At 71.9% G+C, this 25,452-nt stretch carries 21 protein-coding genes; 12 read left to right on the top strand and 9 right to left on the bottom strand.

What is annotated here, in order from left to right; translation table 11 throughout:
* The first annotated feature begins 28 nt into the window (after positions 1-28).
* From ACWDR0_RS02470 to ACWDR0_RS02450, 5 genes are all read left to right on the top strand, one after another.
* A complete protein-coding gene (locus ACWDR0_RS02470; protein WP_456349738.1) occupies positions 29-1,861 on the top strand; it encodes an acyl-CoA dehydrogenase in 1,833 nt (610 codons plus the stop codon).
* A gap of 108 nt (positions 1,862-1,969) precedes the next feature.
* Positions 1,970-2,797 carry a hypothetical protein gene (locus ACWDR0_RS02465; RefSeq protein WP_456349737.1) on the top strand — a complete coding sequence of 276 codons (828 nt, stop codon included), beginning with the start codon at positions 1,970-1,972 and terminating at the stop codon, positions 2,795-2,797.
* A gap of 127 nt (positions 2,798-2,924) precedes the next feature.
* Complete coding sequence (locus ACWDR0_RS02460; protein ID WP_456349736.1) at positions 2,925-3,551, top strand: Uma2 family endonuclease; 627 nt, start codon at positions 2,925-2,927, stop codon at positions 3,549-3,551.
* An 86-nt stretch (positions 3,552-3,637) separates the two neighbouring features.
* Positions 3,638-4,957: a M18 family aminopeptidase gene (locus ACWDR0_RS02455; RefSeq protein ID WP_456349735.1), complete on the top strand. Its 1,320-nt coding sequence runs from the start codon at positions 3,638-3,640 to the stop codon at positions 4,955-4,957.
* 127 nt (positions 4,958-5,084) lie between these two features.
* Positions 5,085-5,549 carry an MmpS family transport accessory protein gene (locus tag ACWDR0_RS02450; RefSeq protein WP_456349734.1) on the top strand — a complete coding sequence of 155 codons (465 nt, stop codon included), beginning with the start codon at positions 5,085-5,087 and terminating at the stop codon, positions 5,547-5,549.
* A 329-nt stretch (positions 5,550-5,878) separates the two neighbouring features.
* Here the strand turns inward: ACWDR0_RS02450 and ACWDR0_RS02445 are convergent, their stop codons facing one another.
* The 3 genes from ACWDR0_RS02445 to ACWDR0_RS02435 all read right to left on the bottom strand — a co-directional run bounded on the left by ACWDR0_RS02445 (position 5,879) and on the right by ACWDR0_RS02435 (position 8,295).
* Positions 5,879-7,654 carry an NHL domain-containing thioredoxin family protein gene (locus tag ACWDR0_RS02445; RefSeq protein ID WP_456349733.1) on the bottom strand — a complete coding sequence of 592 codons (1,776 nt, stop codon included), beginning with the start codon at positions 7,652-7,654 and terminating at the stop codon, positions 5,879-5,881.
* Positions 7,655-7,730: 76 nt separating this feature from the next.
* Positions 7,731-8,078: a type II toxin-antitoxin system PemK/MazF family toxin gene (locus ACWDR0_RS02440; RefSeq protein WP_456349732.1), complete on the bottom strand. Its 348-nt coding sequence runs from the start codon at positions 8,076-8,078 to the stop codon at positions 7,731-7,733.
* Positions 8,065-8,295: a ribbon-helix-helix domain-containing protein gene (locus tag ACWDR0_RS02435; protein ID WP_456349731.1), complete on the bottom strand. Its 231-nt coding sequence runs from the start codon at positions 8,293-8,295 to the stop codon at positions 8,065-8,067. Before ACWDR0_RS02435 ends, ACWDR0_RS02440 begins: the two co-directional genes overlap by 14 nt.
* Before the next feature lie 295 nt (positions 8,296-8,590).
* Here ACWDR0_RS02435 and ACWDR0_RS02430 point away from each other — a divergent pair, with 295 nt between their 5' ends.
* Positions 8,591-9,415 (top strand): maleylpyruvate isomerase family mycothiol-dependent enzyme, encoded by an 825-nt coding sequence (locus ACWDR0_RS02430; protein ID WP_456349730.1) that lies wholly within the window; start codon positions 8,591-8,593, stop codon positions 9,413-9,415.
* 329 nt (positions 9,416-9,744) lie between these two features.
* Here the strand turns inward: ACWDR0_RS02430 and ACWDR0_RS02425 are convergent, their stop codons facing one another.
* Positions 9,745-11,073 (bottom strand): MFS transporter, encoded by a 1,329-nt coding sequence (locus tag ACWDR0_RS02425; RefSeq protein ID WP_456349729.1) that lies wholly within the window; start codon positions 11,071-11,073, stop codon positions 9,745-9,747.
* Positions 11,070-11,720 (bottom strand): GntR family transcriptional regulator, encoded by a 651-nt coding sequence (locus tag ACWDR0_RS02420; RefSeq protein WP_456349728.1) that lies wholly within the window; start codon positions 11,718-11,720, stop codon positions 11,070-11,072. Before ACWDR0_RS02420 ends, ACWDR0_RS02425 begins: the two co-directional genes overlap by 4 nt.
* A 358-nt stretch (positions 11,721-12,078) precedes the next feature.
* Between ACWDR0_RS02420 and ACWDR0_RS02415 the strand changes: the two genes are divergently transcribed.
* Entirely contained in the window at positions 12,079-13,005 is a 927-nt protein-coding gene (locus ACWDR0_RS02415; RefSeq protein WP_456349727.1) for a D-alanyl-D-alanine carboxypeptidase family protein, read from the top strand.
* A 111-nt stretch (positions 13,006-13,116) separates the two neighbouring features.
* Here ACWDR0_RS02415 and ACWDR0_RS02410 read toward each other — a convergent pair whose 3' ends face one another.
* The 3 genes from ACWDR0_RS02410 to pdhA are packed head-to-tail and all read right to left on the bottom strand — an operon-like array spanning position 13,117 to position 16,848.
* Complete coding sequence (locus tag ACWDR0_RS02410; RefSeq protein WP_456349726.1) at positions 13,117-14,634, bottom strand: dihydrolipoamide acetyltransferase family protein; 1,518 nt, start codon at positions 14,632-14,634, stop codon at positions 13,117-13,119.
* A gap of 22 nt (positions 14,635-14,656) precedes the next feature.
* On the bottom strand, positions 14,657-15,637 hold the full coding sequence (locus tag ACWDR0_RS02405) for an alpha-ketoacid dehydrogenase subunit beta (protein ID WP_456349725.1): 981 nt from the start codon (positions 15,635-15,637) through the stop codon (positions 14,657-14,659).
* A gap of 2 nt (positions 15,638-15,639) precedes the next feature.
* Positions 15,640-16,848, bottom strand: a complete 1,209-nt coding sequence (gene pdhA, locus ACWDR0_RS02400; protein ID WP_456349724.1) for a pyruvate dehydrogenase (acetyl-transferring) E1 component subunit alpha — start codon at positions 16,846-16,848, stop codon at positions 15,640-15,642.
* Between the two features lie 384 nt (positions 16,849-17,232).
* Here pdhA and ACWDR0_RS02395 point away from each other — a divergent pair, with 384 nt between their 5' ends.
* From ACWDR0_RS02395 to ACWDR0_RS02385, 3 genes are all read left to right on the top strand, one after another.
* Complete coding sequence (locus ACWDR0_RS02395) at positions 17,233-17,913, top strand: response regulator (RefSeq protein ID WP_456349723.1); 681 nt, start codon at positions 17,233-17,235, stop codon at positions 17,911-17,913.
* Between the two features lie 354 nt (positions 17,914-18,267).
* Positions 18,268-19,047, top strand: a complete 780-nt coding sequence (locus tag ACWDR0_RS02390) for a pyridoxamine 5'-phosphate oxidase family protein (protein ID WP_456349722.1) — start codon at positions 18,268-18,270, stop codon at positions 19,045-19,047.
* Positions 19,048-19,062: 15 nt separating this feature from the next.
* On the top strand, positions 19,063-20,100 hold the full coding sequence (locus tag ACWDR0_RS02385) for a phosphotransferase (protein ID WP_456349721.1): 1,038 nt from the start codon (positions 19,063-19,065) through the stop codon (positions 20,098-20,100).
* Between the two features lie 227 nt (positions 20,101-20,327).
* On the opposite strand, the gene ACWDR0_RS02380 is transcribed toward ACWDR0_RS02385, so the two are convergent.
* Positions 20,328-21,971 (bottom strand): protein kinase domain-containing protein, encoded by a 1,644-nt coding sequence (locus tag ACWDR0_RS02380; RefSeq protein ID WP_456349720.1) that lies wholly within the window; start codon positions 21,969-21,971, stop codon positions 20,328-20,330.
* A 488-nt stretch (positions 21,972-22,459) separates the two neighbouring features.
* On the opposite strand from ACWDR0_RS02380, the gene ACWDR0_RS02375 reads away from it, so the two are divergent.
* Both ACWDR0_RS02375 and ACWDR0_RS02370 read left to right on the top strand, forming a co-directional pair.
* A complete protein-coding gene (locus tag ACWDR0_RS02375) occupies positions 22,460-24,373 on the top strand; it encodes a protein kinase domain-containing protein (RefSeq protein ID WP_456349719.1) in 1,914 nt (637 codons plus the stop codon).
* A 256-nt stretch (positions 24,374-24,629) separates the two neighbouring features.
* On the top strand, positions 24,630-25,400 hold the full coding sequence (locus ACWDR0_RS02370; RefSeq protein ID WP_456349718.1) for a hypothetical protein: 771 nt from the start codon (positions 24,630-24,632) through the stop codon (positions 25,398-25,400).
* Positions 25,401-25,452 lie beyond the last annotated feature (52 nt).

Here is a 25,452-nt window from a genome sequence, read left to right as displayed (position 1 = left end):
GTGTTTCGATCTTTACGGAGCCGTCGCCATGGGGCACTACAAGTCGAATCTCCGCGACATCGAGTTCAACCTCTTCGAGGTCCTCGGGCGCGACAAGCTGTACGGCACGGGTCCGTTCGCCGAGATGGACGCCGATACCGCACGGAGCATCCTCGAAGAGCTGGCCAGGCTCGCCGAGAACGACCTCGCCGCGTCGTTCGCGGACGCCGACCGCAATCCGCCGGTCTTCGACCCCGCCACCAGCACCGCCCCGGTGCCCGAGACCTTCAGGAAGAGCTACCAGGCCTTCATGGACTCGGAGTACTGGCGGCTCGGCCTGCCCGAGGAGATCGGCGGCACCACCGCGCCCCGCTCCCTGATCTGGTCGTACGCGGAGCTGCTGCTCGGCGCGAACCCCGCGATCTGGATGTACGCGTCGGGACCGGCCTTCGCCGGAATCCTCTACGCCGAGGGCAACGAGGCCCAGAAGAAGGTCGCTGCCCTCGCCGTCGAGAAGCAGTGGGGCTCCACCATGGTCCTCACCGAGCCGGACGCCGGCTCGGACGTGGGCGCGGGCCGGACGAAGGCCGTGCGGCAGGACGACGGCACCTGGCACATCGAGGGCGTGAAGCGGTTCATCACCTCGGGCGAGCACGATATGGCGGAGAACATCTTCCACTATGTGCTGGCCCGCCCCGAGGGCGCCGGACCCGGCACCAAGGGCCTCTCCCTCTTCCTCGTACCGAAGTACGAGTTCGACTGGGAGACCGGCGAGCTGGGCGAGCGCAACGGCGTCTACGCGACCAACGTCGAGCACAAGATGGGCCTGAAGGCCTCCAACACCTGCGAGATGACGTTCGGCGACCGGCACCCCGCCAAGGGCTGGCTGATCGGCGACAAGCACGACGGCATCCGCCAGATGTTCATGATCATCGAGTTCGCCCGGATGATGGTCGGCACCAAGGCGATCGCGACGCTCTCCAGCGGCTATCTGAACGCGCTGGAGTACGCCAAGGAGCGCGTCCAGGGCCAGGACCTGGTCAACTTCATGGACAAGACCGCGCCCAAGGTCACCATCACCCACCACCCGGACGTCCGCCGCTCCCTGATGACGCAGAAGGCGTACGCCGAGGGCATGCGCGCCCTCGTCCTCTACACCGCGTCCGTCCAGGACGACATCGCGGTCAAGGAGGCGGCGGGCGAGGACCCGGCGGCCCTGGTCGCGCTGAACGACCTGCTGCTGCCGATCGTCAAGGGCTACGGCTCCGAGAAGTCGTACGAGCAGCTGGCCCAGGCGCTCCAGATCTTCGGCGGCTCCGGCTACCTCCAGGAGTACCCGCTGGAGCAGTACATCCGCGACGCCAAGATCGACACCCTCTACGAGGGCACCACGGCCATCCAGGGCCAGGACTACTTCTTCCGGAAGATCGTCCGCGACCAGGGGCAGGCGCTGAACGGGCTGGCCGAGGAGATCAAGAAGTTCCTCGCGCTCGCCGAGGGCGGCGAGGAGCTGGCCCCGGCCAGGGACGCGCTCGCCAAGGCGGCCGTGGGCCTGGAGGCCATCGTCAACGCGATGACGAAGGACCTGATCGCCACCGGCGAGGACGTCCGGAACATCTACAAGGTCGGCCTCAACACGACGCGTCTGCTGTACGCGTCCGGGGACGTCGTCGTCGGATATCTGCTGCTGCGCGGCGCGGCCGTCGCGGCCGAGAAGCTCCGGACGGGCTCGGCCTCCGCGAAGGACGTGCCGTTCTACCAGGGCAAGATCGCCGCGGCGAAGTTCTTCGCCGCCAATGTCCTGCCGGGTGTCTCGGTGGAGCGCGCGCTGGCGGAGTCGGTCGACGGCTCGCTGATGGAGCTGGACGAGGCGGCCTTCTGAGCCCGCGCCGCCGCTGAGCCGCCGGGTTTCCGTCCCGTGGCGGTTCTGCAGCCGAACGCGTACGCCGGTCCGGGCCTTCGGGGATTCCCGAGGGCCCGGACCGTTCGTATGATCGCGCCAACGGGACGGGGGACCATGGACTTCACGGGCAAGGCACGCATCACGCGCAACGCACGCATCACGGGCAATGCGCGCTTCACCGGTAACGCACGCTTCACCGGCCTCGCGGCGGCGCTGACGGCCGCGGCGGTCCTCCTCACCGGCTGCTCGGACCCGGGCGCGGAGGAGAAGTCCGGCGGCCCGGAGCCGCGCTGGACCCATGTCGACGAGGAGAAGCGGGCCGCCGTCCGGCTCACCCCGGAGCAGACGGTCGCGGTCCTCCCGCGCGCCGACGACATCCTCGACTGGGCCCTCAACACCCGCCCCACCGCGGAGGACCTCACCGGGAAGGCCGCCGGGTGCACCGGCGCCTCCGCCTGGTGCGCGGGCGCCCTGCGGATGAGCAGCGCCTTCTTCACCAACCGGGACGCCGGGCATATCGAGTTCACGGTGTACGCCTACGAGTCCGGGAAGGCGGCGACCACGGCGCACCCGCTGGTCATGGCGCGTCTGGCAGCCACGGAGCTGCTCCCCAAGGGCATCACCCCGGTCACCCTCCCGACCCGCGTCGGCGACGCCGCCCTCGCGCAGAAGGGCACCACCCGCCTCAACAGCCCCGGCACCCTGCTCTCGGCGACCGTCGGCACCACGGTGGTGACGGTCCGCACCGGCGGCCTGGGGACCCTGACGAAGAACTACTCCCCGCAGGAACTCGCCGCCCTCGGCACCCTGGTCGCCGACCGCTCCCGCCAGGTCCAGAAGGGCAACCCGGCAACCCTGGAACTCCCGGACGACGCACTGGCGGACGACGCGCTGACGGACGGGAAGAAGCCGTGAGCACCCAGGCCACTGAGCAGCGGCTTCCAGGCACCTTCGTCAACCGCAGGCGCGCACACCGCCCCTTCAGGTGACGGTTTCCTCGTATCAACTGGGTACGCTGACGTCAGGGTCCAGGATCCCGTCCATGGGAGGAATCACCATGACTGCCCAGGCCAAGGACCACGCGCAGCACCGACAGCCTGACGGCTCCGCGTGGCCGATGCCCCCGCAGGACGGCTACACCGCGGACGACTACTTCGCCCTCGATCTCCCGCCGCACACCGAGATGATCGACGGGAGCCTGGTTTTCGTGAGTCCACAGCGCAAGTTCCACTCGCTGGTGATGTTCCTGCTGGAGCTGGGCCTGCGGCAGACCATTCCCGCGCATCTGCGGGTGCGTCGGGAAATGGCGGTGGTGCTGACCCCCAAGACCGTCCCGGAGCCCGATCTGGTGGTCGTGACGGCCGAGAGCGACGGCGTGGACGAGCAGACCCGCTACCAGGCCGAGGACGTCGTACTCGCCATCGAGGTCGTCTCCCCCGATTCCGAGTCCCGGGACCGCGACACCAAGCCCCACAAGTACGCCGCCGCGGGCATCCCCCACTTCTGGCTCGTCGAGATGGACCCCCGCACCAGGCTGCCCGTGGTCCGTACGCATGTGCGCTCCGGGGTCACCGGGGTCTACGAGCCCACCGGGGTGCACCGCGACCGGCTGAAGACGGACGAGCCCTTCGGGGTAGACATCGACCTGGCCGAGTACCACCGGCTCTGAGCCCGCCGCGGGCTGTGCGTACGGCCGTCACCCGGGTTTTCCACAGGGCCCCCGGGCCGCCGACGCGTGGTCGTTACAGTGGGCTCATGAGCAGCAGTCCGCAGAGCACCAGCAGCGCGGCCGGGCCCTTCGGCCCCGGTCACACCGACGAGATGATGTCGTTCCTGGCCGCGTCGCCCTCGCCGTACCACGCCGTGGCCAACACCGCCGAGAGGCTGGAGAAGGCCGGGTTCCGCGAGGTGCGGGAGGCCGATGCCTGGGACGGCGAGGCGGGCGGGCGCTATGTGATCCGCGGCGGGGCGATCATCGCCTGGTTCGTGCCCGAGGGCGCCGCGCCGCACACCCCGTTCCGGATCGTCGGCGCGCACACCGACTCGCCGAACCTGCGGGTCAAGCCCCATCCCGACGCCGGCTCCGCGGGCTGGCGCCAGGTCGCCGTCGAGCTGTACGGCGGGACCCTGCTCAACACCTGGCTGGACCGGGACCTCGGCCTCGCCGGGCGGCTGACCCTGCGGGACGGCTCCGAGCGGCTGGTCAATGTGGACCGGGCGCTGCTGCGGGTGCCGCAGCTCGCCGTCCACCTGGACCGCTCGGTCAACACCGAGGGGCTGAAGCTCGACAAGCAGCGCCATATGCAGCCCGTCTGGGGTCTCGGGGAGGTCCTGGAAGGGGACCTGATCCGCTTCCTGGAGGAGGAGGCCGGGCTGCCGGAGGGTTCGGTGACCGGCTGGGACCTGATGGTGCACCCGGTGGAGCCGCCCGCCTATCTCGGCCGGGACCGGGAGCTGGTGGCCGGCCCCCGGATGGACAACCTGCTCTCGGTGCACGCGGGCACCGCCGCGCTCGCCGCGGTCTCCGCGCGCGGCGCCGCCCTGCCGTACATCCCCGTGCTCGCCGCCTTCGACCACGAGGAGAACGGCTCCCAGTCCGACACCGGCGCCGAGGGCCCGCTGCTCGGCTCGGTGCTGGAGCGCTCGGTGTACGCCCGCGGCGGGAGCTACGAGGACCGGGCGCGCGCCTTCGCCGGGACGGTCTGCCTCTCCTCCGACACCGGCCACGCCGTCCACCCCAACTACCCGGAGCGCCACGACCCGACGCACCACCCCCGGGCCAACGGCGGCCCGATCCTCAAGGTCAATGTCAATCAGCGGTACGCCACCGACGGCTCCGGGCGGGCCGTGTTCGCCGCGGCGTGCGAGCGGGCGGGCGTGCCCTGGCAGACCTTCGTCTCCAACAACGCGATGCCGTGCGGCACCACCATCGGCCCGATCACGGCCGCCCGGCACGGCATCCGGACCGTCGACATCGGTGTGGCGATCCTCTCGATGCACAGCGCACGGGAACTGTGCGGGGCCCGGGACCCGTATCTGCTGGCGAACGCACTGGTGGCGTTCCTGGAGGGCTGATCCACCGGCCGGGCCGCGGCACAGTCGCGGCCCGCCGGCCGGCCCGTCCCGGCCCCGCCAAGTTTGACTTTACCTGCGCTTTACGATTATCTGCGGCTCTGCCGATCACGACCCGGGGGGATTCTCCATGCGCCGTACCCTGCGCCACACCACCGCCGCCGCCGCGCTCGCCGCGGGCCTCGTTCTCGCCGTCACCGGCTGCTCCGCCGCCGAGGACGCCGTGAAGGACAAGGTCAAGGAGGAGGCGTCCAAGGCCGTCGACGAGACGGTCAACAAGGAGTACCAGGTGACCTACGAGGTCACCGGCAAGAACGTCGATTCCATCGAGTTCGCCAACGGGAAGGGCGACGCCCTCAACCCCACTCTGGAGACGGTGAACAAGCCGCAGCTCCCGTGGACGAAGACGGTCACGCTGCGCGGCGTCATGGCGCCCACCGTCATCCCCTCCGCCCTGGACGCGGGCGCGGCCGCCGACATCACCTGCAAGGTGACCCACGAGGGCAAGGTCCTGGTCGAGAAGAAGAGCAGCGGCGCCGCGGCGATCAGCCCGTGCATCGCGGTCTCCCCGATCGCCGCCAACAAGATTCCCTGATCCCTGATCCCGGCTTCCGGCCGGGGCGAGCGGGCGGGCGCGGGGCATCGCCCCGGGCCCGGTCGTCCGCTTCCCGGCCGGTCAGGTGGCCGGGCCGGGCAGCCGGGCCGCCCCGCGGTCAGGCGACCCCAGGTCAAGCGGCCGGCCGAACCCGGCCGGACCGGGCTGCGGGTCAAGCGGCCGACCGCCCCGCACCCTGCCGCCCGCGGGCCCGGGCGGCGGGACGAGCAGACGTCCTGATGAGCTGCCGGACAAGCGGCCAGGCGGACCACCGGGCAAATGGCCGGCCGGACCGGGCGGGCAAGCGGCCCCGCGCCCGGGCCGGGCCGTCAGGCCATGCCCGCCAGGATCAGCGGCAGCCGGGTCTCGCCGTCCGCGGTCACCCGGACCGGAACGCCCCAGTCCTGCTGGTGCACATGGCACGCCGGGTACTCGTTGGCCGGATCGTCGTCGCAGGACGCCGCCATCGCCGAGACGTGCAGCACGCCCTCCCCGACCGCCGGGTCGATCTCCAGCCGCCGCGACAGCTCGGTGCCGGTGCCCGCCCCGGCCGTCAGCAGCTCCGGCGGGGTCGCCGAGACCAGCAGCCGGGTCGACGGGCCGTACCGGGTGTCCAGCTTCTGCCCCTCGGGGGCCTCGAAGACCACATCGAGCAGCACCTCCCCGCCCGCGACGGGCGTCGCCGCCCGCTGCGTACGGTGGGCCACCGCTGCCACCCGGACCGCCTCCTCCGGCAGCCGCAGCCGGGTCAGCCGGTGCGCCGCGGACTCCACGACCACGATGTCGCCGTCCACCAGCACCGCGCCGGAGGGCTCCCGAAGATCCGTCGCGAGCGTCGTCACCTGCCCGGTCGCCGGATCGTAGCGGCGCAGCGCGTGGTTGTAGGTGTCGCAGACGGCGACCGAGCCGTCCGGCAGCGCCGTCACCCCCAGCGGATGCTGGAACAGCGCCTGCTCCGCGTCGCCGTCCCGGTGCCCGAAGTCGAAGAGCCCGGTGCCGACGGCCGTGTGCACGGCCCCGTCCCGGTCGATCCACCGCAGCGCCGAGGTCTCCGAGTCCGCGATCCACAGCCGGTCGCCCGCCGTGGCGACCGCGAGCCCCGACGGCTGGGCGAACCAGGCCTCGTCCGCGGGCCCGTCGACCAGGCCCTCGTTGGTGGTGCCCGCCGCCCGGCGGACCGTGCCCGCCTCCGGGTCGTACGTCCAGAGCTGGTGCGTCCCGGCCATGGCGATCCACAGCAGCCCGTCCCACCAGGCCAGATCCCACGGCGACGACAGGTCGACCGCCAGGGCGGGCCCCTCGGTGGGCGAACCCTGCCACCACTGCTTCCCGGTGCCCGCCAGGGTCTCGACGGCCCCGCTCGACGGGTCCCAGGCCCGGATCCGGTGGTTGACCGTATCGGCGACGGCCACCCGTCCGTCGGGGAGCAGGGCCAGCCCCTGCGGCTCGTTGAACTCCTTCTCCCCGCCGATCCGCCGGACGGCCGTCTCGCCGTCGGGCGCCAGCTCCACCAACTGGTGCCGGGTGGAGTCGGAGACCAGCAGATTCCCGGAGGGCAGCGGCAGTGCCTTGCCGGGGAAGCGCAGTTCGGTCGCGACGGGTTCGGGCGCTACATACGGCCCGTCCCCGCGCCGCAGCGTCCCCTTGGCCGCGTGCTCCTCCTCAAGACCGGCCACCAGCCGGGCGATGGCATGGGCGTGCCCCTCGCCCGCGTGCTGGGCGACCACATATCCCTCGGGGTCGATGACCACGAGCGTCGGCCAGGCCCGTACCGCGTACTGCTTCCAGGTCACCAGCTCCGGGTCGTCGAGCACCGGGTGCGCCACCTGGTACCGCTCGACGGCGTCCACGACCGCCCGGTGGTCCGCCTCGTGCACGAACTTCGGCGAGTGCACCCCGATGATCACCAGGGTGTCGCGGTGCTGCTCCTCCAGCTCCCGGAGTTCGTCCAGGACATGCAGGCAGTTGATACAGCAGAAGGTCCAGAAGTCGAGGACGACGATCTTGCCGCGGAGATCGGCGAGCTTCAGTTCCCTGCCGCCGGTGTTGAGCCAGCCGCCCCCGCCGACCAGCTCGGGGGCGCGAACACGTGCACGAGTAGCCATGCCTCCATCCAACAGCATGGGCGGACCCCCGCATTCCGGGGCGCGGGAGCGGCGGACCGGGGAGAAGGGGCTTCCGTTACAGGCCGAGATGGAGCCGGAGTGCCGCGTCCAGCCGGGCGAGCCGGTCGCCGGGGAGCGTACCGATCCGGTGCGAGAGACGGTCGACCGAGACGGCGCGAACCTGCTCGGCCTGGGCCTTGGAATCACGGGTGAGGCCGGCGGTACCCGCCGGGAGCAGGACCTGGAAGGGGAACACCCGGGTGGTGTTGGAGGTGACCGGCACCACCGTCAGCACACCACGGCCGTGCCGGGAGACGGAGCGGTTGGCCGCGTCGTTGGAGACGATGACGGCGGGCCGTGCCTTGCTCGCCTCGCTGCCGCGGACCGGGTCGAAGTCGATCAGATAGATGTCACCGCGCTGCATCGGTAAGGCCGTCTCCCGTCGTGCCGTCCCAGGCTCCGGCGACCTCGTCCAGCCCCCATTCCTGCCATGCCTGCGCATACTCGGCCTCCAGCTCGGAGGCGCGGAGCAGGCCGATGGCGGCCTGGATCACGGCGGACCGGGAATCGGCCGATGTCGCCGCCGCGTAGTCGTCGAGGAACGCGACATCGCTCTCGGGGAGGCTGACACTGATCTTCATACCATCAAGGCTACCCGAGTAGCACTATCATTACTACCCGATCCGCCATCGGGTAGCACCGCCCGGGCGGTGCGGTACTCCGCAGGAGAATGCCGGTGAACCCGGCGAACCCCCACCGCTCCGGTGCTCCGGCCTTGCCCCCGGGCCTACGATCGTGAGACGAAAGCCCTGCCGGGCCGCGCTCCGGCGGCGTAACTTACTGTCGAGCCTCCCACTCCCACCGCAACCGGCCCGCCGCACCTTCCGCCACCGTCCTAGCCACCGCCAGCCACCCGCAGAATCGTCGAGGGGTCCCGTGACCGTCCATCCCAGCCTCCAGACCTACGCCGATGCCTGGACCCACTCCCTCGAAGCAATAACGGAGCTGGTGACACCCCTCGTCGAAGGCGAGTGGAACCGGGCAACCCCCTGCCCCTCCTGGTCCGTCCGGGACATCGTCTCCCATGTCATCGGCATGGAGACCGAGTTCCTCGGCGACCCTCGGCCGATCCACACCCTGCCCCGTGACCTCTACCACGTGAAGAGCGACTTCGCGCGGTACATGGAGATGCAGGTGGACGTGCGGCGGCACCACACCGCACCGGAGATGGTGGGCGAGCTGGAGTACGTGCTGATCCGGCGGGCCCGGCAGCTGCGGAACGAGAACCGCACCCCGGACACCGTGGTACGGGCGCCGCTCGGGGCCGAGCAGACCCTCGAACTGGCGATGCGGATGCGGGCCTTCGACTCCTGGGTCCACGAGCAGGACCTGCGCCATGCGCTGGGCCGGCCGGGGAACCTGGACTCCCCGGGCGCGCACATCACCCGGGACGTGCTGCTGGAAGCGCTGCCCAAGGTGATCGCCAAGGACGCGGGCGCCCCGCCGAACTCCGCGGTGGTCATCGATGTCCACGGGCCGGTGGAGTTCCTCCGTACGGTCCGGATCGGCCCGGACGGACGCGGCACGGTCGACGGCTCGCCCTCCCTGGGCCCCGTGGTCACCCTCGCCACCGACTGGGAGACGTACTACCGGCTGGCCTGCGGCCGGGTGCGCCCGGCGGCGGTGGCCGACCGGGTCAAGGTGGACGGCGACCAGGAGCTGGGCGCCGTCATCCTGCGGGAGTTCGCGGTCACCCCCTGACCCGTCAGGACGCCCCGGCAGGTCCGGGACGCCCGGGGCCGCTGCACGCGCGTGCCCGCCGCCGGCGGGACCCTCCCGCGCGGGCAACGACCGGCCGCGGTCCGCCCCGCACTGCACCGCCCGCCCCGAGATATCGGGACAATCCCGGCGATACGGTACCGACTGCCCGGCCCTACGGCACCGCCCCGCACCGCGGGAAGCGGCCCGGTGCCCGGCCGTGACCTGTCCGGCCACGCCTACCCGGCCAGGGCTGCCCGGTCACGCCCTGCCGGTCGTGCCTGCCCGTCACACCTTGCCCGGAGCTGCCCTGCCCGGAGCTGCCCTTCCGGTCATGCCTTCGCCGGTACGTGCACCGCCTCCACCCGGCTCGCCACCAGCCGTTCCCGCTCCCGGCGGACCGTCCGGCCGCGCAGCCGGAGCATCTGGACGACGCCCAGCGCCTCCAGTACGAAGACGCTGGAGAAGGCGGTCCGGTAGTCGCCGCCGCTCAGGTCCAGCAGCAGTCCGATCGCCAGCAGGGTGGTCATGGACGCGGTGAAGCCGCCGACATTGACGATGCCCGAGGCCGTGCCCTGGCGCTCCGGCGGATTCGCGGGCCGCGCGAAGTCGAAACCGATCATGGAGGCCGGTCCGCAGGCGCCGAGGACCGTACAGAGGGTGATCAGCAGCCAGAACGGAGCCCGGCCGCCCGGATACGCCAGCACCGCGCCCCAGACCACGGCCGTGGCCAGGACCGTCCCCAGGGCCAGCGGCAGCCGCGCGGCATGGTGGCGCGCGATGATCTGCCCGTACACCAGCCCCACCACCATGCTCACCAGCACCACCAGGGTGAGCAGGGCACCGGCGGTCTCCCGGCTCAGCCCCTCCGCCTCCACCAGGAACGGCATCCCCCAGAGCAGCATGAAGACCATCGCCGGGAACTGCGTGGTGAAGTGGACCCACATCCCGAGCCGGGTGCCCGGCTCCCGCCAGGAGTCGGCGATCTGACGGCGGACGAAGCCCCGCCCCCGGTGCCGGACGGGCGCGGGCTCGTGGCCCTCCGGATGGTCCTTGAGGAAACAGAGCACCAGGACCAGGACGACCGCCCCGGCCACCGAGCTGCCGCCGAAGGCGACGACCCATCCGGCGTCGTCGAGCACCCGGGAGAGCACGACCGTGGAGACCAGGTTCCCGGCCATCCCGAAGAGCGCGGCGATCTGGCCGATCAGCGGACCGCGCCGGGCGGGGAACCAGCGCCCGCCCAGCCGGAGCACGCTGATGAAGGTCATCGCGTCGCCGCAGCCGAGGAGGACCCGGGCGGCGAGAGCCGTTTCGTAGGTCGGGAAGAGCGCGAAGCCCAGCTGGCCGAGGGTGAACAGGGCCGCCCCGATGGACAGCACCTTCTTGGTGCCGAGCCGGTCGACGAGGACGCCCACGGGGATCTGCATTCCCGCGTAGACCAGCAGTTGGAGGATGGAGAAGGTGGAGAGGGCGGAGGCGCCCACCCCGAAGCGGTCCGCGGCATCGAGACCGGCGACGCCCAGCGAGGTCCGGAAGACGACGGCGACGCAGTAGACGGAGACCCCGATGCCCCAGATCAGAGCGGCGCGGCGGCCGCCTGGGGGGTCACCGGGCAGGGATATCGGACCGGGTACGCCCGCGGCGGACCGCGGGCTCATCGGACATCGCCCCGCGCCAGACTGCTGACCCAGCCGACATGCCGGTGGATGGTGGCGGCGGCGGCCTCCGGATCGCCCGCCCGGAGCGCTTCCAGAATCTCGCCGTGCTCCACCACGTTCTTGGCGATCCGGTCGGGGTGGGCATGCATCACGGCGACGCCCATCCGGAGCTGGCGGTCGCGGAGCTGCTCGTACAGCTTGGAGAGGATGGCGTTGCCGCCGCTGCGGACGATCTCCAGATGAAAGTTCCGGTCGGTGACGGCGACGGCCGCCAGATCGCCCTCCTCGCCCTGGCGCTTCTGCTGCTCCAGCAGCTCCTCCAGCCTCGCCAGCAACTGCGGCGACGCGGGGACCGCCTTACGGGCGGCATGCTCCTCGACCAGCAGCCGGGTCTCGACGACATCGGCGATCTCCTGGGCCGATACGGCGAGGACCAGCGCGCCCTTCTTGGGGTAGAGCTTGATCAGCCCCTCGACCTCCAATTTGAGCAGCGCCTCCCGGACGGGAGTGCGGGAGACGCCCACCGCGTCGGCGAGTTCGCCTTCGGTGAGCAGGGTCCCGCCGGCGTAACGGCGGTCGAGAACGGCCTGCTTGATGTGGACGTAGACACGTTCGGCGGCGGGGGTGGCGGGCGCGGCGGCAGGCATGGGCACAGCTTAGATACAACAGAGGTGCATGCCCAGGGGGTGTCCGACCGGTGGTACGGGCCGGACCGCCCGCACCCGCACCCGGTCCACAGCCGCACCCGCACCCGCACCCGCGGCCCGGAACGGACCGGCGCCCGCGCCCACGGCCGGACCGGCCGTGACGCAGAACACCCCGGATCCGCATCCTTTTCGCAGAAACGCCACTGCATCGTGCATCCATTCGAGGCGTTCGATCGTCTACCCCTTCGACCCCTTGTGGCCCACGGCCACCCGGGTCCCCACTCTTTGCATTTCCTTACGCATTACGGCAATTGACGCATTCGTCCCTATCGGAGCGTTTCTTTTGATACTCAGCAGCGTGCGCGCCCGCCGCGCCGCCACCGTCGTCCTCTCCAGCGGCCTGCTGCTCGCCGCTTCCCCCTTCGCCGCGCCCACCGCGCAGGCCGCCGCGCCTGCGGTGCCGACCGTCAGCGCCAAGAGCGCCGCCATGATCGACTACGCCACGGGCAAGCCGGTCTACCGCAAGGGCGCGGACACCCGCCGCCAGATGGCGAGCACGACGAAGCTCGTCACCGCGGCCACGGTCCTCACCACGCCGAAGCTCAACCTGAACCGCAAGATCACCATCTCGAAGACGTACACCGACTACGTGGTCAAGAAGGGCGGCAGCTCCGCCCAGCTCAAGGTCGGCGACGTGCTGACGGTCCGGCAGCTGCTGTCGGGCCTGATGCTGCCGTCCGGCTGCGACGCCGCCTACGCCCTCGCCGACGCCTTCGGCACCGGCAGCACCACCGCCGCCCGGACCAAGTCGTTCATCGCGAGCATGAACCGCAAGGCCGCCGCGCTCGGTCTGAAGAACACCAAGTTCGACTCCTTCGACGGCATCTCCGCGGCCGGGCAGAACTACACCTCCGCCAACGACATGGCGAAGATGGCCCGTCACGCCTTCAGCAACCCGACCTTCCGCGAGGTCGTCAAGGCGCAGAAGTACGTGGCCGTCGCCACCGCCTCCAACGGCAAGAAGCGCACGTACACCTGGTACAACACCAACAAGCTGCTCGGCTCCTACTCGGGCGCGGCCGGTGTGAAGACCGGTACCGGTACGGCCGCGGGCCCCTGCCTGGTGTTCGCCGCCACCCGTAACGGCAAGACGTACATCGGTGTCGCCCTGAACGGCCCGGACCGCTTCAAGGACGCCGCCAAGATGCTGGACTACGGCTTCAAGTCGACCACCGCGAAGAGCATGCAGCTCCGGTCCCTGCCGGCCGGCGCCCAGCGCGACTGATCCGTACCGCGGACGGCCGCCGCTCACCACGGCGGTACCGGTACAACAGCCCGGGGCCCGTGACACTGTGCCGTGTCACGGGCCCCGGGCTGTTGTGCGGGCGGCGGGTGCTCAGACCCAGGTGATCAGCTTCTTCGGCTGCTCCAGGATCGCCGCGATATCCGCCAGGAAGCGGGAGCCCAGCTCACCGTCGATCAGCCGGTGGTCGAAGGAGAGCCCCAGCGTGGTGACCTGACGCGGCTTCACCTTCCCCTTGTGGACCCAGGGCCGGAGCTTGATGGCGCCGACCGCGAGGATCGCGGACTCGCCCGGGTTCAGGATCGGGGTACCGCTGTCGATGCCGAAGACACCGACATTGGTGATGGTGATCGTGCCGCCCTGCATCGCGGCGGGCGTGGTCTTCCCCTCCCGGGCCACCGAGACCAGCTCGCCGAGCGCGGCGGCCAGCTCGGGCAGGGTCCGGTCCTGCGCGTCCTTGATGTTCGGCACGATCAGACCGCGCGGGGTGGCCGCGGCGATGCCCAGATTGACGTAGTGCTTCTGGACGATCTCCTGGTTGGCCTCGTCCCAGGAGGCGTTGATCCCGGGGTTGCGCCGGAGCGCGACCAGCACCGCCCGGGCGATCAGCAGCAGCGGGTTGACCCGCAGTCCGGCCAGGTCCGGATCGTCCTTCAGCTCCTCGACCAGCTTCACCGTACGGCTGATGTCGAAGGTGACGAACTCGGTGACGTGCGGCGCGGTGAAGGCACTGCCCACCATGGCCGCCGCGGTCGCCTTCCGTACTCCCTTGACCGGGATACGGGTCTCCCGGACCCCGGCCTGCGGTACGGCGGCGGGCTCGGGGGCGCTCTCCGCCGGGGCCGTCGCCGGGGCCTCGGCGGCCGCCGAGGCTTCGAGGACCGCGCGGACGTCGTCCCGGGTGATGATGCCGTCCGGGCCGGTGGGGACCACCCGCGTCAGGTCGACGCCCAGGTCCTTGGCCAGCTTCCGGACCGGCGGCTTGGCCAGCGGCCGGGAGCCGGGGGCCGCCGGAGCGGCATCGGCGAGGTCCGGGAGGCCGGACCGGCTGCCGTTCAGCTCACCGCCGCCGTTCCCGCCCGCCGGACCGGCGCCGTTCAGCTCGGGCTGGAGCGCGGCGGCGGCCTGCTGCACCGGTACCTGCGCGGCGGGCGCGGCGGCCGTGGTCCTGCGGGGCCTGCGCCGGGTGGACGTCTCGGCCACGCCGTACCCGACGAGCACCGGGGTACGCCCCTTCGGCGCCTCCTCGGCGGCGGTCTCCGGCGCGGCGGCGGGGGCGGTTGCGGGCGCGTTCGCGGCGGCGGTTGCGGGGGCCTCCCCCGAGGCGGCCCCGCCCGCTGCCGCGGCCGTGCCGGGCGCCACATCCACCGAAATGATCACCTGGCCGACGTCGACCGTCGTGCCCTCCGGGAAGCGCAGCTCGTGCACCACACCGTCGTACGGGATGGGCAGCTCGACCGCCGCCTTCGCCGTCTCGACCTCGCAGACGACCTGGCCGTCGGTGACCGTGTCACCCGGCTGTACGTACCACTTGAGGATCTCCGCCTCGGTGAGTCCCTCGCCCACATCGGGCATCTTGAACTCACGGAAGCGCGAAGCGTTCTCCGTCATGATCTCGGCACTCCCTCGTTCCTCAGTACGCCAGCGCACGGTCGACTGCGTCGAGCACCCGGTCCAGACCCGGCAGGTACTCCTCCTCCAGCCGCGCCGGCGGGTAGGGGGCGTGGAAGCCGCCGACCCTCAGCACCGGTGCCTCCAGGTGGTAGAAGCACCGCTCGGTGATCCGGGCGGCGATCTCCGCGCCCGAACCGTAGAACACCGGGGCCTCGTGGACCACCACCAGCCTGCCGGTCTTCTCCACCGACCGCTGGACGGTGTCGAAGTCGAGCGGCGAGACGGAGCGCAGGTCGAGCACCTCGACGGAGACGCCGTCCTCCGCGGCCGCCGCGGCCGCCTCCGTACAGACCTTCACCATCGGCCCGTACGCCGCCAGCGTGATCCGGTCGCCCTCGCGCACCACCCGGGCGGTGTGCAGGGGGCCGGGAATCGCCTCGGTGTCGACCTCGCCCTTGTCCCAGTAGCGCCGCTTGGGCTCGAAGAAGATGACCGGGTCGTCGCTCTGGATGGCCTGCTGGAGCATCCAGTACGCGTCGGACGCGTTCGACGGGGAGACGATCTTCAACCCGGCGACATGGGCGAACAGCGACTCCGGCGACTCGCTGTGGTGCTCCACCGCGCCGATGCCGCCGCCGTACGGAATACGCACCACGACCGGCAGCTTGACCGCGCCGAGCGCGCGGGCGTGCATCTTCGCCAGCTGGGTGACGATCTGGTCGTACGCGGGGAAGACGAAGCCGTCGAACTGGATCTCGGCGACCGGCCGGTAGCCGCGCAGGGCGAGCCCGATGGCGGTGCCGATGATCCCGGACTCGGCGAGCGGGGTGTCGATCACCCGGTCCTCGCCGAAGTCCTTCTGGAGGCCGTCGGTGATCCGGAAGACCCCGCCGAGCTTGCCGACGTCCTCACCCATGACGAGGACCTTGGGGTCGGTCTCCAGCGCCTTGCGCAGCGACTCGTTGAGCGCCTTGGCGAGGGGAAGTTTCTGGGCGGCCACGGTCAGTGCCCCTCTCCGTGAGTGCCGGGAGTGCCGGAAGTGCCATGAGCGCCGGGGGTGCCGGGGGTGTCCGCGAAGGACGCCTGGTACGCGGCGAACTGCGCGCGCTCCTCGTCGACGAGCGCGTGCCCGTCGGCGTAGACGTTGTCGAACATCGCCATCGGGTCGGGGTCGGGCATCGACCGGACCGCCTCCCGCACCCGCTTGGCCAGCGCGTCGCTCTCCTCCTCCAGAGCGGCGAAGAAGGCCTCGTCCGCGTGGCCCTCCTTCTCCAGATGCCGGCGCAGCCGCAGGATCGGGTCCTTGGCCTCCCAGGCCACCCGCTCGTCGTCGGCGCGGTACTTGGTGGGGTCGTCGGAGGTGGTGTGCGCGCCCATCCGGTAGGTGAACGCCTCGACCAGGGTGGGGCCCTCGCCGCGGCGGGCGCGCTCCAGCGCCCAGCGGGTGACGGCCAGACAGGCGAGGACGTCGTTGCCGTCGACGCGGACACCGGGGAAGCCGAAGCCCTGGGCGCGCTGGTAGAGCGGTACCCGGGTCTGGCGCTCGGTCGGCTCGGAGATGGCCCACTGGTTGTTCTGGCAGAAGAAGACGACGGGCGCGTTGTAGACCGCGGAGAAGGTGAACGACTCGGCCACGTCGCCCTGGCTGGAGGCGCCGTCGCCGAAGTAGGCGATCACGGCGGAATCGGCGCCGTCCTTGGCGATACCCATCGCATAGCCGGTGGCGTGCAGCGTCTGCGCGCCGATGACGATGGTGTAGAGGTGGAAGTTGTTGCTCCTGGGGTCCCAGCCGCCGTTGTTGACGCCGCGGAACATGCCCAGCAGATTGGTGGGGTCGACGCCGCGGCACCAGGCCACACCGTGCTCCCGGTAGGTCGGGAAGACGTAGTCGTCGTCCCGCAGGGCCCGGCCGGAACCGATCTGCGCCGCCTCCTGGCCCAGCAGGGAGGCCCAGAGACCCAGTTCACCCTGGCGCTGGAGAGCCGTGGCCTCCGCGTCGAAACGGCGGGTGAGGACCATGTCCCGGTAGTAGCCGCGCAGCTCTTCGGGGGTCGGGTCGAGGGCGAAGTCGGGGTGCGGTACGCGGTCGCCCTCGGGATTCAGCAGCTGTACCAGCTCGGGCTCGGAACGCTGTGGTTTCTTCGCCGCGCTCACGCGCTTGCTGCCGCTCGTCCGTCGCGGTTTGCGGGCGGCAGTGCTCTCCACGGTCACGTGCGTGCTCCTCCGTCTGTCCGGTCTCCCGGGTTCGCCGGGAGCCTGGGGTCGCCCCGGCCTCGGAGGGCCGGGGAGGCTCGCCTGATCCCGCTGTCCGCACGGGGTGGGTGCGGCGCCGGGACAAGACGTGACAGTTGCCCCGGCGAGCGCCCTGTCCTCAGCACGTTACCCAGTGTCCCTCATTCCTGCGAAACCCCATTTGACCTGCATTTTTGCTTGGATTTCCAAGTAAATCCGCTAAAGGGGTGCCGCCGGGGGAACAATCACTGGTCAGGGCCTTGGACGCGGCCATTGGTGGCGGCCTGGTGAACCGCCGGGAACAACCGCACGGTATCCCGGCCACCCGGGGCACGGGAAGAGTCGATGTGTGAGACTGCAAGCGTGCGCGAAGAAGGAAAAATCACCGTATTCCTGCTCGATGATCATGAAGTCGTCCGCCGGGGCGTCCATGAACTGCTCTCCGTCGAGGAGGACATCGTGGTCGTCGGCGAGGCCGGGACGGCGGAGGACGCCCTTGCCCGGATTCCGGCGACCCGACCCGATGTCGCCGTGCTCGACGTCCGGCTTCCGGACGGCAGCGGAGTGGAGGTCTGCCGGGAGATCCGTTCCCGGGACGAGTCCATCAAATGCCTGATGCTGACGTCCTTCGCGGACGACGAGGCCCTTTTCGACGCCATCATGGCCGGCGCGTCCGGATATGTCCTGAAGGCGATCCGGGGCAATGAACTGCTGTCGGCGGTCCGCGATGTCGCGGCGGGGCGCTCCCTGCTGGACCCGGTCGCCACCGCAAGGGTCCTCGCCCGGCTCCGGGACGGCGGCCCCAAGCGGGACGACAAGATCGCCTCGCTGACCGACCAGGAGCGGCGGATCCTCGACCTGATCGGGGAGGGCATGACCAACCGGGCGATCGGCGAGCGGCTGCACCTCGCCGAGAAGACCATCAAGAACTATGTGTCGAGCCTGCTCAGCAAGCTGGGCATGGAACGGCGCTCCCAGGCGGCGGCCTATGTCGCCCGCCTCCAGGCGGAGGGGCGCTCCTCTTCCCCTTCGGGGAGTCACTAGGGCCTCACCGGGGTCCTGGTCAGGGCCCCGAGCAGGGCTCCGACCGGGGCCCTGACCAGGGCTTACGGGGCGGGATCGGGGGGCGGTCCGGCCCGGGGGCAGGGACCCGCGGGCCCGCGGGGGCCGGGCGCCCGCCGCGGGCGGAGCAGCGGCGGAACAGCAGGCGTACGGCGACGGCGGCGTACGGAGCACATCAGCAGGCGTACCACGCCGCACCAGGGGGTATCACTCTCCGTGACGTATTCACCAGAACCTTCCGGCCCGCCCGGCACCGCCCGGGCGGGACTAACGTCCCCGCCGAGCAGGGGCGGCGGCCCCTTCCGCGCACCGCTTCCCGGGCCGAGAGTGGAGGTCATGCCCCCCGAGTCCCCCGCCTCCGCGGGCCGCCCCGGCGGCCCCCCGGGCGCATCCGGCACCTCCGGCGCCCCGAGCGGCCCCGGCGTATCCGGTGTTCCCGGCCACCCCGGCACGGTCGGTTCCCTCGGCACTCTCGGCGCCCCGGCCGCACCGGGCCGCACCGCCGGTCCCGGCGGCCCGGGCGGCTCCGGTGACCCCGCGGGCCCCGGTGACCCCGCGGGCTCCGGCGGCACCGGTGGCTTCGGCGACCCGGGCGGCTTCGCCGGAATCAGCGCCGGTGCGGTGGGCAGCCCCGCCGGTACGGACTTCGGTACGGGCTTCGGTACGGACTTCCATACGGGCGATACGGGCGATACGGACACCGATACGGACACCGCCCGCGCCATCGAACTGCTCGGCCGGGTCTCCTTCGGCCGGCTCGCGACCAGCATGCGGGCGATGCCCTTCGTCGCGCCCGCCCGGCATATCGTCCACGACGGCGCGGTCCTCATCCGCATCCACCGCGGCTTCGGCTACCACCGCGCCTGCAACGGCAGCGTCGTCGCCTACGGCGCGGACTCCTTCCACCACGGCGGCCGTTCCGTCTGGTCCGTCCAGTTCATCGGCACCGCCCGGATCGTCTGCCCGACCGCCGAGGAACAGCGCCTCTTCGGTGCCGAACCGGAGCAGGCCGACGGCGAACCCTTCGAGCCCGTATTCATGCGCGTCGAACCTCAGTTCGTCACGCTGCATACGCTGGACTATTGCGAAGAGCAGCCCAACGGACACGCTGCGTGATCTAGCATCTGGCGAGTGCCGCGCTCATATGACACCGCCGTCCCTCCCGTCGGCGCCCTGCTGCGCCGCTACGACAACCCCGGCGAACCCCTGTCCTGCGAGCCGGTCTCCGAGGGCCTGCTCAACCGTGGCTACCGGCTCTCCACCACCCGGGGCGCCTACTTCCTCAAGCACCATCTGGACGACGATCCCGAGGTCATCGTCCGCCAGCACCGGGCCATCCGGCGGCTGGAACCCCTCGGGGTGCCGGTCGCCCCGCCCGTCGAGGACACCCGCGGCGACACCGTCGCCGTCATCGGCGGCCACTGCTATGCCCTGCACCCCTGGGTGGACGGCCGCCACCGCGACGGCGCCCATCTCTCCACCGTCGAATGCCGCCGGCTGGGCGCCCTGCTCGGTCTGGTGCACACCTGTCTGGAACAGGTGATGGACGGTCCGCCCGGCCCGGCCGCCGGGCGGGAGCCCGGCCCGCTGGACGGCCGCGAGAGCGCCGACCCCCGGGAGACGTTCTCCCTGATCGACGAGTTGCTCTCGCTGATCCGGTCCGCGGGCGGCCCCCGCGACTCCTTCGACGTGCTCGCCGAGCACCGGCTCGTCGAACGCCGGACCCTGCTGGAGCTGCACGCCGATCTGCGGCCGCCACCCGCGCCCGCCGGAGCCTGGGTGCACGGGGACTTCCACCCCCTCAACCTCCTCTACCGGGGCGCCGAACCCGCCGCGATCGTCGACTGGGACCGGCTGGGCGTCCAGCCGCGGGCCGAGGAGGCGGTCCGGGCGGCCGCCATCTTCTTCGTACGGCCCGAAGGCGCGCTGGAGCTGACGAAGGTCCGGGCGTACGCGCGGGCGTACCGGCGGGCCGTCGGTGCCGACACCTCCGAACTCGCCGCGGCCGTACACCGCGTGTGGTGGGAGCGGCTCAACGACTTCTGGATACTGCGGTGGCGCTATCAGCGCCAGGACCGGAGGGCCGACCCGCAGTTCGCCGCGGTGTCGGCCCTGGCGGTGTGGTGGACCCGGGAGTACGAGGCGGTACGGGAGGCATTCGCCACCTGAAACAGCCGTACCGTACAAGGGGCCGTACAAGCAGCCGTACAAGGGGCACCGTCCAAGGGGCCGTGCAACGGAGCCGTACGGGAGAAGGCCCTGGAACGGCGCCGCCCCCGGCCGCAGACCGGACGGGGGCGAACTAAGACCGGCCGGGGTCGGCCGGGGTCGAACGGAGAGGCCGGACCCACCGGCTCCGGGGACGGGCGCACCCCGCCGGACTCACCGGCTCCGGATCAGCTGGTGGTGCCCTGACCGCCCGGCTGGCTGCCGCCGCCCGCGGCCTGACCGCCCGGCTGACCGTTGGCACCGCCCGGCTGACCACCCTGCTGCCCGCCGCTGTCGGCGGCGCCCTGCTGCCCGCCGCTGTCCGCGCCGCCCTGCTGGCCGCCGTTCTCGCCGCCGCCCGGCTGCCCGGGCTGCTGCGGTCCCTCCGAGCCCGGGTTCTCCGACTGGACCGGCGGCTCCTTGCTGGTGTCGTCCGACGGCTTGACGTCGTCGGACGGCTTCGTGGACTGCGAGGGCTGCCAGGTCTTGCTGTTCTTGGGGTACTTGGGCTTCTCCGACCACTGCCGGCCGTCGTCCTCGGACTCCTTCTCGGAGGGCTTGGACTCCGCGCTCGGCGACGGCGAGTCCTGCACCGACGGCGAGTCGGACACCTTGGTGTCGTCCGAGGGGTTGCCCTTGTCGGCGTCCGCCGCCCGCAGTGCCATCGCCACGCCCATGACGACGGCGATGACCGCGAGCGCGGCGAACAGCACCATCCGGCCCCGGCCGGGCCGCTTCCCGCCGGACTGCGGTCCGTAGCCGGAGAATCCGCCGTCGTCCGGGTTGACCGGGGGCAGTATCGGGCCCGCCGAGGTCTCGCCGTGGACCGCGGCACCGACCGCGGTGGCGCCGGGAGCGCCCATGACCCGGGTGGTCCCGCCGTAGGTGTCGACCGGACCGGTGTTCCAGGCCCCGGTGTGACCGCCCTGCTGCTGGAGCATCTGGAGCGCGTACTGCACCAGTCCGCGCATCTCCTCGGAGCTCTGGAACCGGTCGTCCGGGTCCTTCGCCAGCGACCGCATCACCAGGCCGTCCAGCTCCGGCGGGACCGTGTCAAGCACCTCGGACGGCGGTACGGGCACGTCCTGGACGTGCTGGTAGACCACGGAGAGCGGGGTCTCGCCGGTGAACGGGGGCCGCAGCGCCAGCAGTTCGTAGAGCAGACAGCCCGTCGCGTACAGATCGGAACGGTGGTCGACGGCCTTGCCCAGCGCCTGCTCGGGCGAGAGGTACTGCGGGGTGCCCATCACCATGCCGGTCTGCGTCATGGTGGTGGACGCGCCGTGCAGCGCGCGGGCGATGCCGAAGTCCATCACCTTGACCGCGCCGGAGTTGGTGATGATGACATTGGCCGGCTTGATGTCCCGGTGCACGATGCCGTGCTGGTGGGAGTAGGCCAGGGCCTCCAGCACCCCGGAGACGATGATCAGCGCCTGCTCGACCGGCGGCGCCTCGGCGTTGATCAGCAGATCGCGGATCGTCCGCCCTTCGACCTTCTCCATGACGATGTAGGGGACGGCCTGGTCGCCCACGGCGTCCTCGCCGGAGTCGTAGACCGCGACGATGGCATGGTGGTTCAGCCCGGCGACGGACTGTGCCTCGCGGGTGAAGCGGGCCTTGGAGACCGGGTCCTCGGCAAGATCGGCCCGGAGCAGCTTCACCGCGACCTCACGGCCCAGCCGGACGTCCTCCGCCGCATACACCTCGGCCATACCACCGCGGCCCAGACGGTACGTCATCCGATAGCGGCCGCCGCCGACGAGTCCGCCGGGGCCCCAGTGGTCCCCGGATCCCGGCACGCCGCCGACGCCTGCTTCGGGTTCGGGTGCCATCAGTCCTCGCCGTCGTCTATTCGGTGGAGCCGTCAACCGGGCCGGGCGGGCTCCCGGGGCGGCGGTGGGCCGCACGCAGGGCGTCCGATACCAACCGCGGGGTCCGCATCCGTCCTATGCCTAACGCCCGGGACAGGCGTTCCGTTGCCTCACGCTACAGCCTCCCACCGACACCACCGTGCGGGACGGACCGGTCGTCCAACCCGCTGTGAGCACGGCCACGCAAATACCGTGGCGTTCCTGTAACGCTTCCGGGACGCTACCCGTGCACAGGGTCACGGAACGGGCACCCGGCTTGACGTGCCCGTCACCTGCGGCAGACTTGCCCCGTATAACACGGAGCATCGCGTGGGCACCGGAGCCGCCGGGCCGCCGGCGGCGCACCGCCGGACCCGTTGTCCCGGTGGGCCGGTCCGTGCCGCACACCGCGGGTCCGCGCGGCGGCAGCCGGCCGGCGGCGGACGCGCACGCCAGGGGGGAAGCAGAACATGAGCCAGGACGGCGCGCAGGGCCACCATGCGGGCGGCTCGGTGGCGAACGGCCGGTACCGGCTTCTCGATCTGCTCGGCCAGGGCGGGATGGCGTCGGTGCATCTGGCGCACGACTCCGTCCTCGACCGGCGGGTCGCCATCAAGACACTCCATACGGAGCTGGGGCGCGAGCAGTCGTTCCGGGAGCGCTTCCGCCGCGAGGCCCAGGCCGTCGCCAGGCTCTCCCACACCAACATCGTCTCCGTCTTCGACACCGGAGAGGACGAACTGGGCGGCGCCCTGGTGCCGTACATCGTCATGGAGTACGTGGAGGGCCGCCCGCTCGGCGCCGTCCTCCAGGAGGACATCCAGCGGTACGGGGCGATGCCCGCCGACCGGGCGCTGCGGGTCGCGGCCGACGTCCTGGCCGCCCTGGAGTCCTCCCACGAGAACGGGCTGGTCCACCGGGACATCAAGCCCGGCAACGTCATGCTGACCCCGCGCGGGGTCGTCAAGGTCATGGACTTCGGCATCGCCCGGGCCATGCAGTCGGGCGTGACGTCCATGACGCAGACCGGCATGGTCGTCGGCACCCCGCAGTACCTCTCGCCCGAGCAGGCGCTGGGGCGGGCCGTCGACGCCCGCGCCGACCTCTACTCGGTCGGCATCATGCTCTTCCAGTTGCTGACCGGACGGCTGCCGTTCGACGCGGACTCCCCGCTGGCCATCGCGTACGCCCATGTCCAGGAGGAGCCGGTCGCGCCCTCCACGGTCAACCGCTCGCTCACCCCGGCGATCGACGCCCTGGTGCTGCGGGCGCTGAAGAAGAACCCGAACGAGCGGTTCCCCGGCGCCGACGCCATGCGGAACGAGTGTCTGCGGGTGGCCGCCGGGGGGCAGACCGCGGCGCCCTCCGTGACCGGCGGTGGCATCGGTACGGGCAGCGGAGCCGGGGTCGGCTCCGCGGTCTTCCCGCCGCACGCCTCGCCTCACACACCGCCTCATACAGCGCCGCACACACCGCCGCAGCATCTCCAGGGACAGCATCTTCAGGGGCAGCACCTCCAGGGGCAGGCCACGGGCCCCCATGCCCCGGCGCGGCCGCCGCACCCGCACTCCCCGGCGCACGGCATCGCCCGGACGCCGTATCCGCAGGCCGGTCCGCCCGGTCCGCCCACTCCGTACGGCCCCGGGGGACACGGCCCGGGAACCCCGCCGCCGCAGCAGGGCATGGCACCGCCGTCCTACGGCTATCCGCAGCAGCAGCGGGGCGGGGCCGCCATGGGCGGCCATGTGCCGCCGCCGTACGCCACGGCGCCCACGCCGCGTCCCACCGTGCCGCACCGGCCCGGGGCGCCCGCGCCCAAGGGCATGGGCCGGGGCCGCAAGCTGGTGCTCGTCCTGATCTGTATCTTCTTCGCGATTCTGGCGATCCCCTTCAGCATCGGCTTCATCGGATCCCTGACGGACAAGGATCCGGTCGATGTGAAGATCGTGGACACTCCGGCCGGGTCCCCCGCCACCGGATCCGGCGGCCGCGGCACGGACTCCGGCACCGATACCGGAACGGACTCCGGGACGGACTCCGGCAGGGATACGGATGCGACCCCGGACAGCGGCGGCGGCGCCACGAAGGCCGCGGACGGAATCCCGCCGGACCGCACCCGCACCCTCAAGAGCGAGAAGTGCTCGGAAGCGTCCGAGGACTCCTCCGACCCGGACAAGGTCAGGGCCCCGGACCTGCTCTACAAGGACCTGCTCTCGGTGAAGGACTGTCTGCGGGCCGCGGGCTGGACCTGGAAGGTCACCGAGGTCGACAACCCGCAGTACCCGAAGGACGCGGTCGTCGAACAGTTCCCCAGCTCGGGCAGCCCGGTGACCCCCGAGAGCCAGCAGTTCGAGCTGACGATCTCCACCGGCAAGGCGGGCTGACGCCGGGCCGGCCGGGCCTTCGGGATCCCGCCGGACCGGCCCCTTCGCTTTCCTCCGGGCGCCGGACCGGCCTGATCCGGAAAGGCCCCCGCCGGAGCGGCCTGATCCGTAAGCCCCCCAGGGGTGCCCGCGGTCCCTCTCAGGTGTGGAAGCGGGCCGTCCGAGATGCCGGACGGCCCGTGCCGTGTGACGCTGACTCCGTGATCACGGCCGTCCGCCGCCGCCTCGCGGCCCGCACGGGAGGGGGCTCTCCCCGGTGCATCCCACACTCCGCTCGCGCTGTGCGGTCACCTTCGCCGCGCTGGCCGTGTTCGCCACGCCCGTCGCGTACGCGGACGAACCGGGTCCCCTGACGGGTACGGCCGTCGCCGCGGCCGCCGCTCCGGCGGATCCCGGCGGTCCCGCCGGGCCCGCACCGCCCGGCACGGGCGAACCGGGCGGAGCGGGCGAACCGGGTACGGGCGGCCCCGCACCGGACACCTCCGCCCCCGGCCCGGTCCCCGGCCCCGGCTCCGGCCCTGTCTCCGGCTCCGGCTCCGGCCCCGGGGCGGGTGCCGCGGCCGCCCCCGAGCCCCGCGAGTCCCTCGCCGGGCACCCCGCGGGGGAGGGTCGGATCCGGCCTGGACGGCCCCCGCACCATCTCGACCCGGTCCCCCGGGAGGACGCCCGGCGGCCCTCCGGGGCGTCCGTGTCACAGTCCGGTACCGGAAGCCCGAGCGGTCCGGCGGCGGTCACCGGCTCGGGGAATCCCTCCGTCGCACCCGTACGACAGGATCCGGACGCTCCCTCCGCCGACGGCGGCATCCTCCTTCCGGATGGGCCGGACACCGGGGCGGGCACCGTCGGCCCCGCGGCCGAACCACTGCCCTACGCGACCGGGAACGCTCACTCCGCCGCAGGTCAGCGGCGGGCACGCGCCGCGGGCAGCCCGGCCGCGCAGGAAGTCTCGCCGCTGTCGCTGGGTGTCGGGCTGGCCCTGATGGGACTCGGTATCGGCTTCCTCGGCCTCCGGCTCCGGCACCGCTGAGGGCGGCGGGGTCCGTCGCCCGTACCGGACCGGCCCGTCCGGGGTCCCCCTT

This window comes from Streptomyces sp. NPDC003691 (assembly GCF_053981115.1).
Note: the sequence above shows the minus strand (reverse complement) of the source record. Positions and strands in the feature narration are given on the sequence as shown.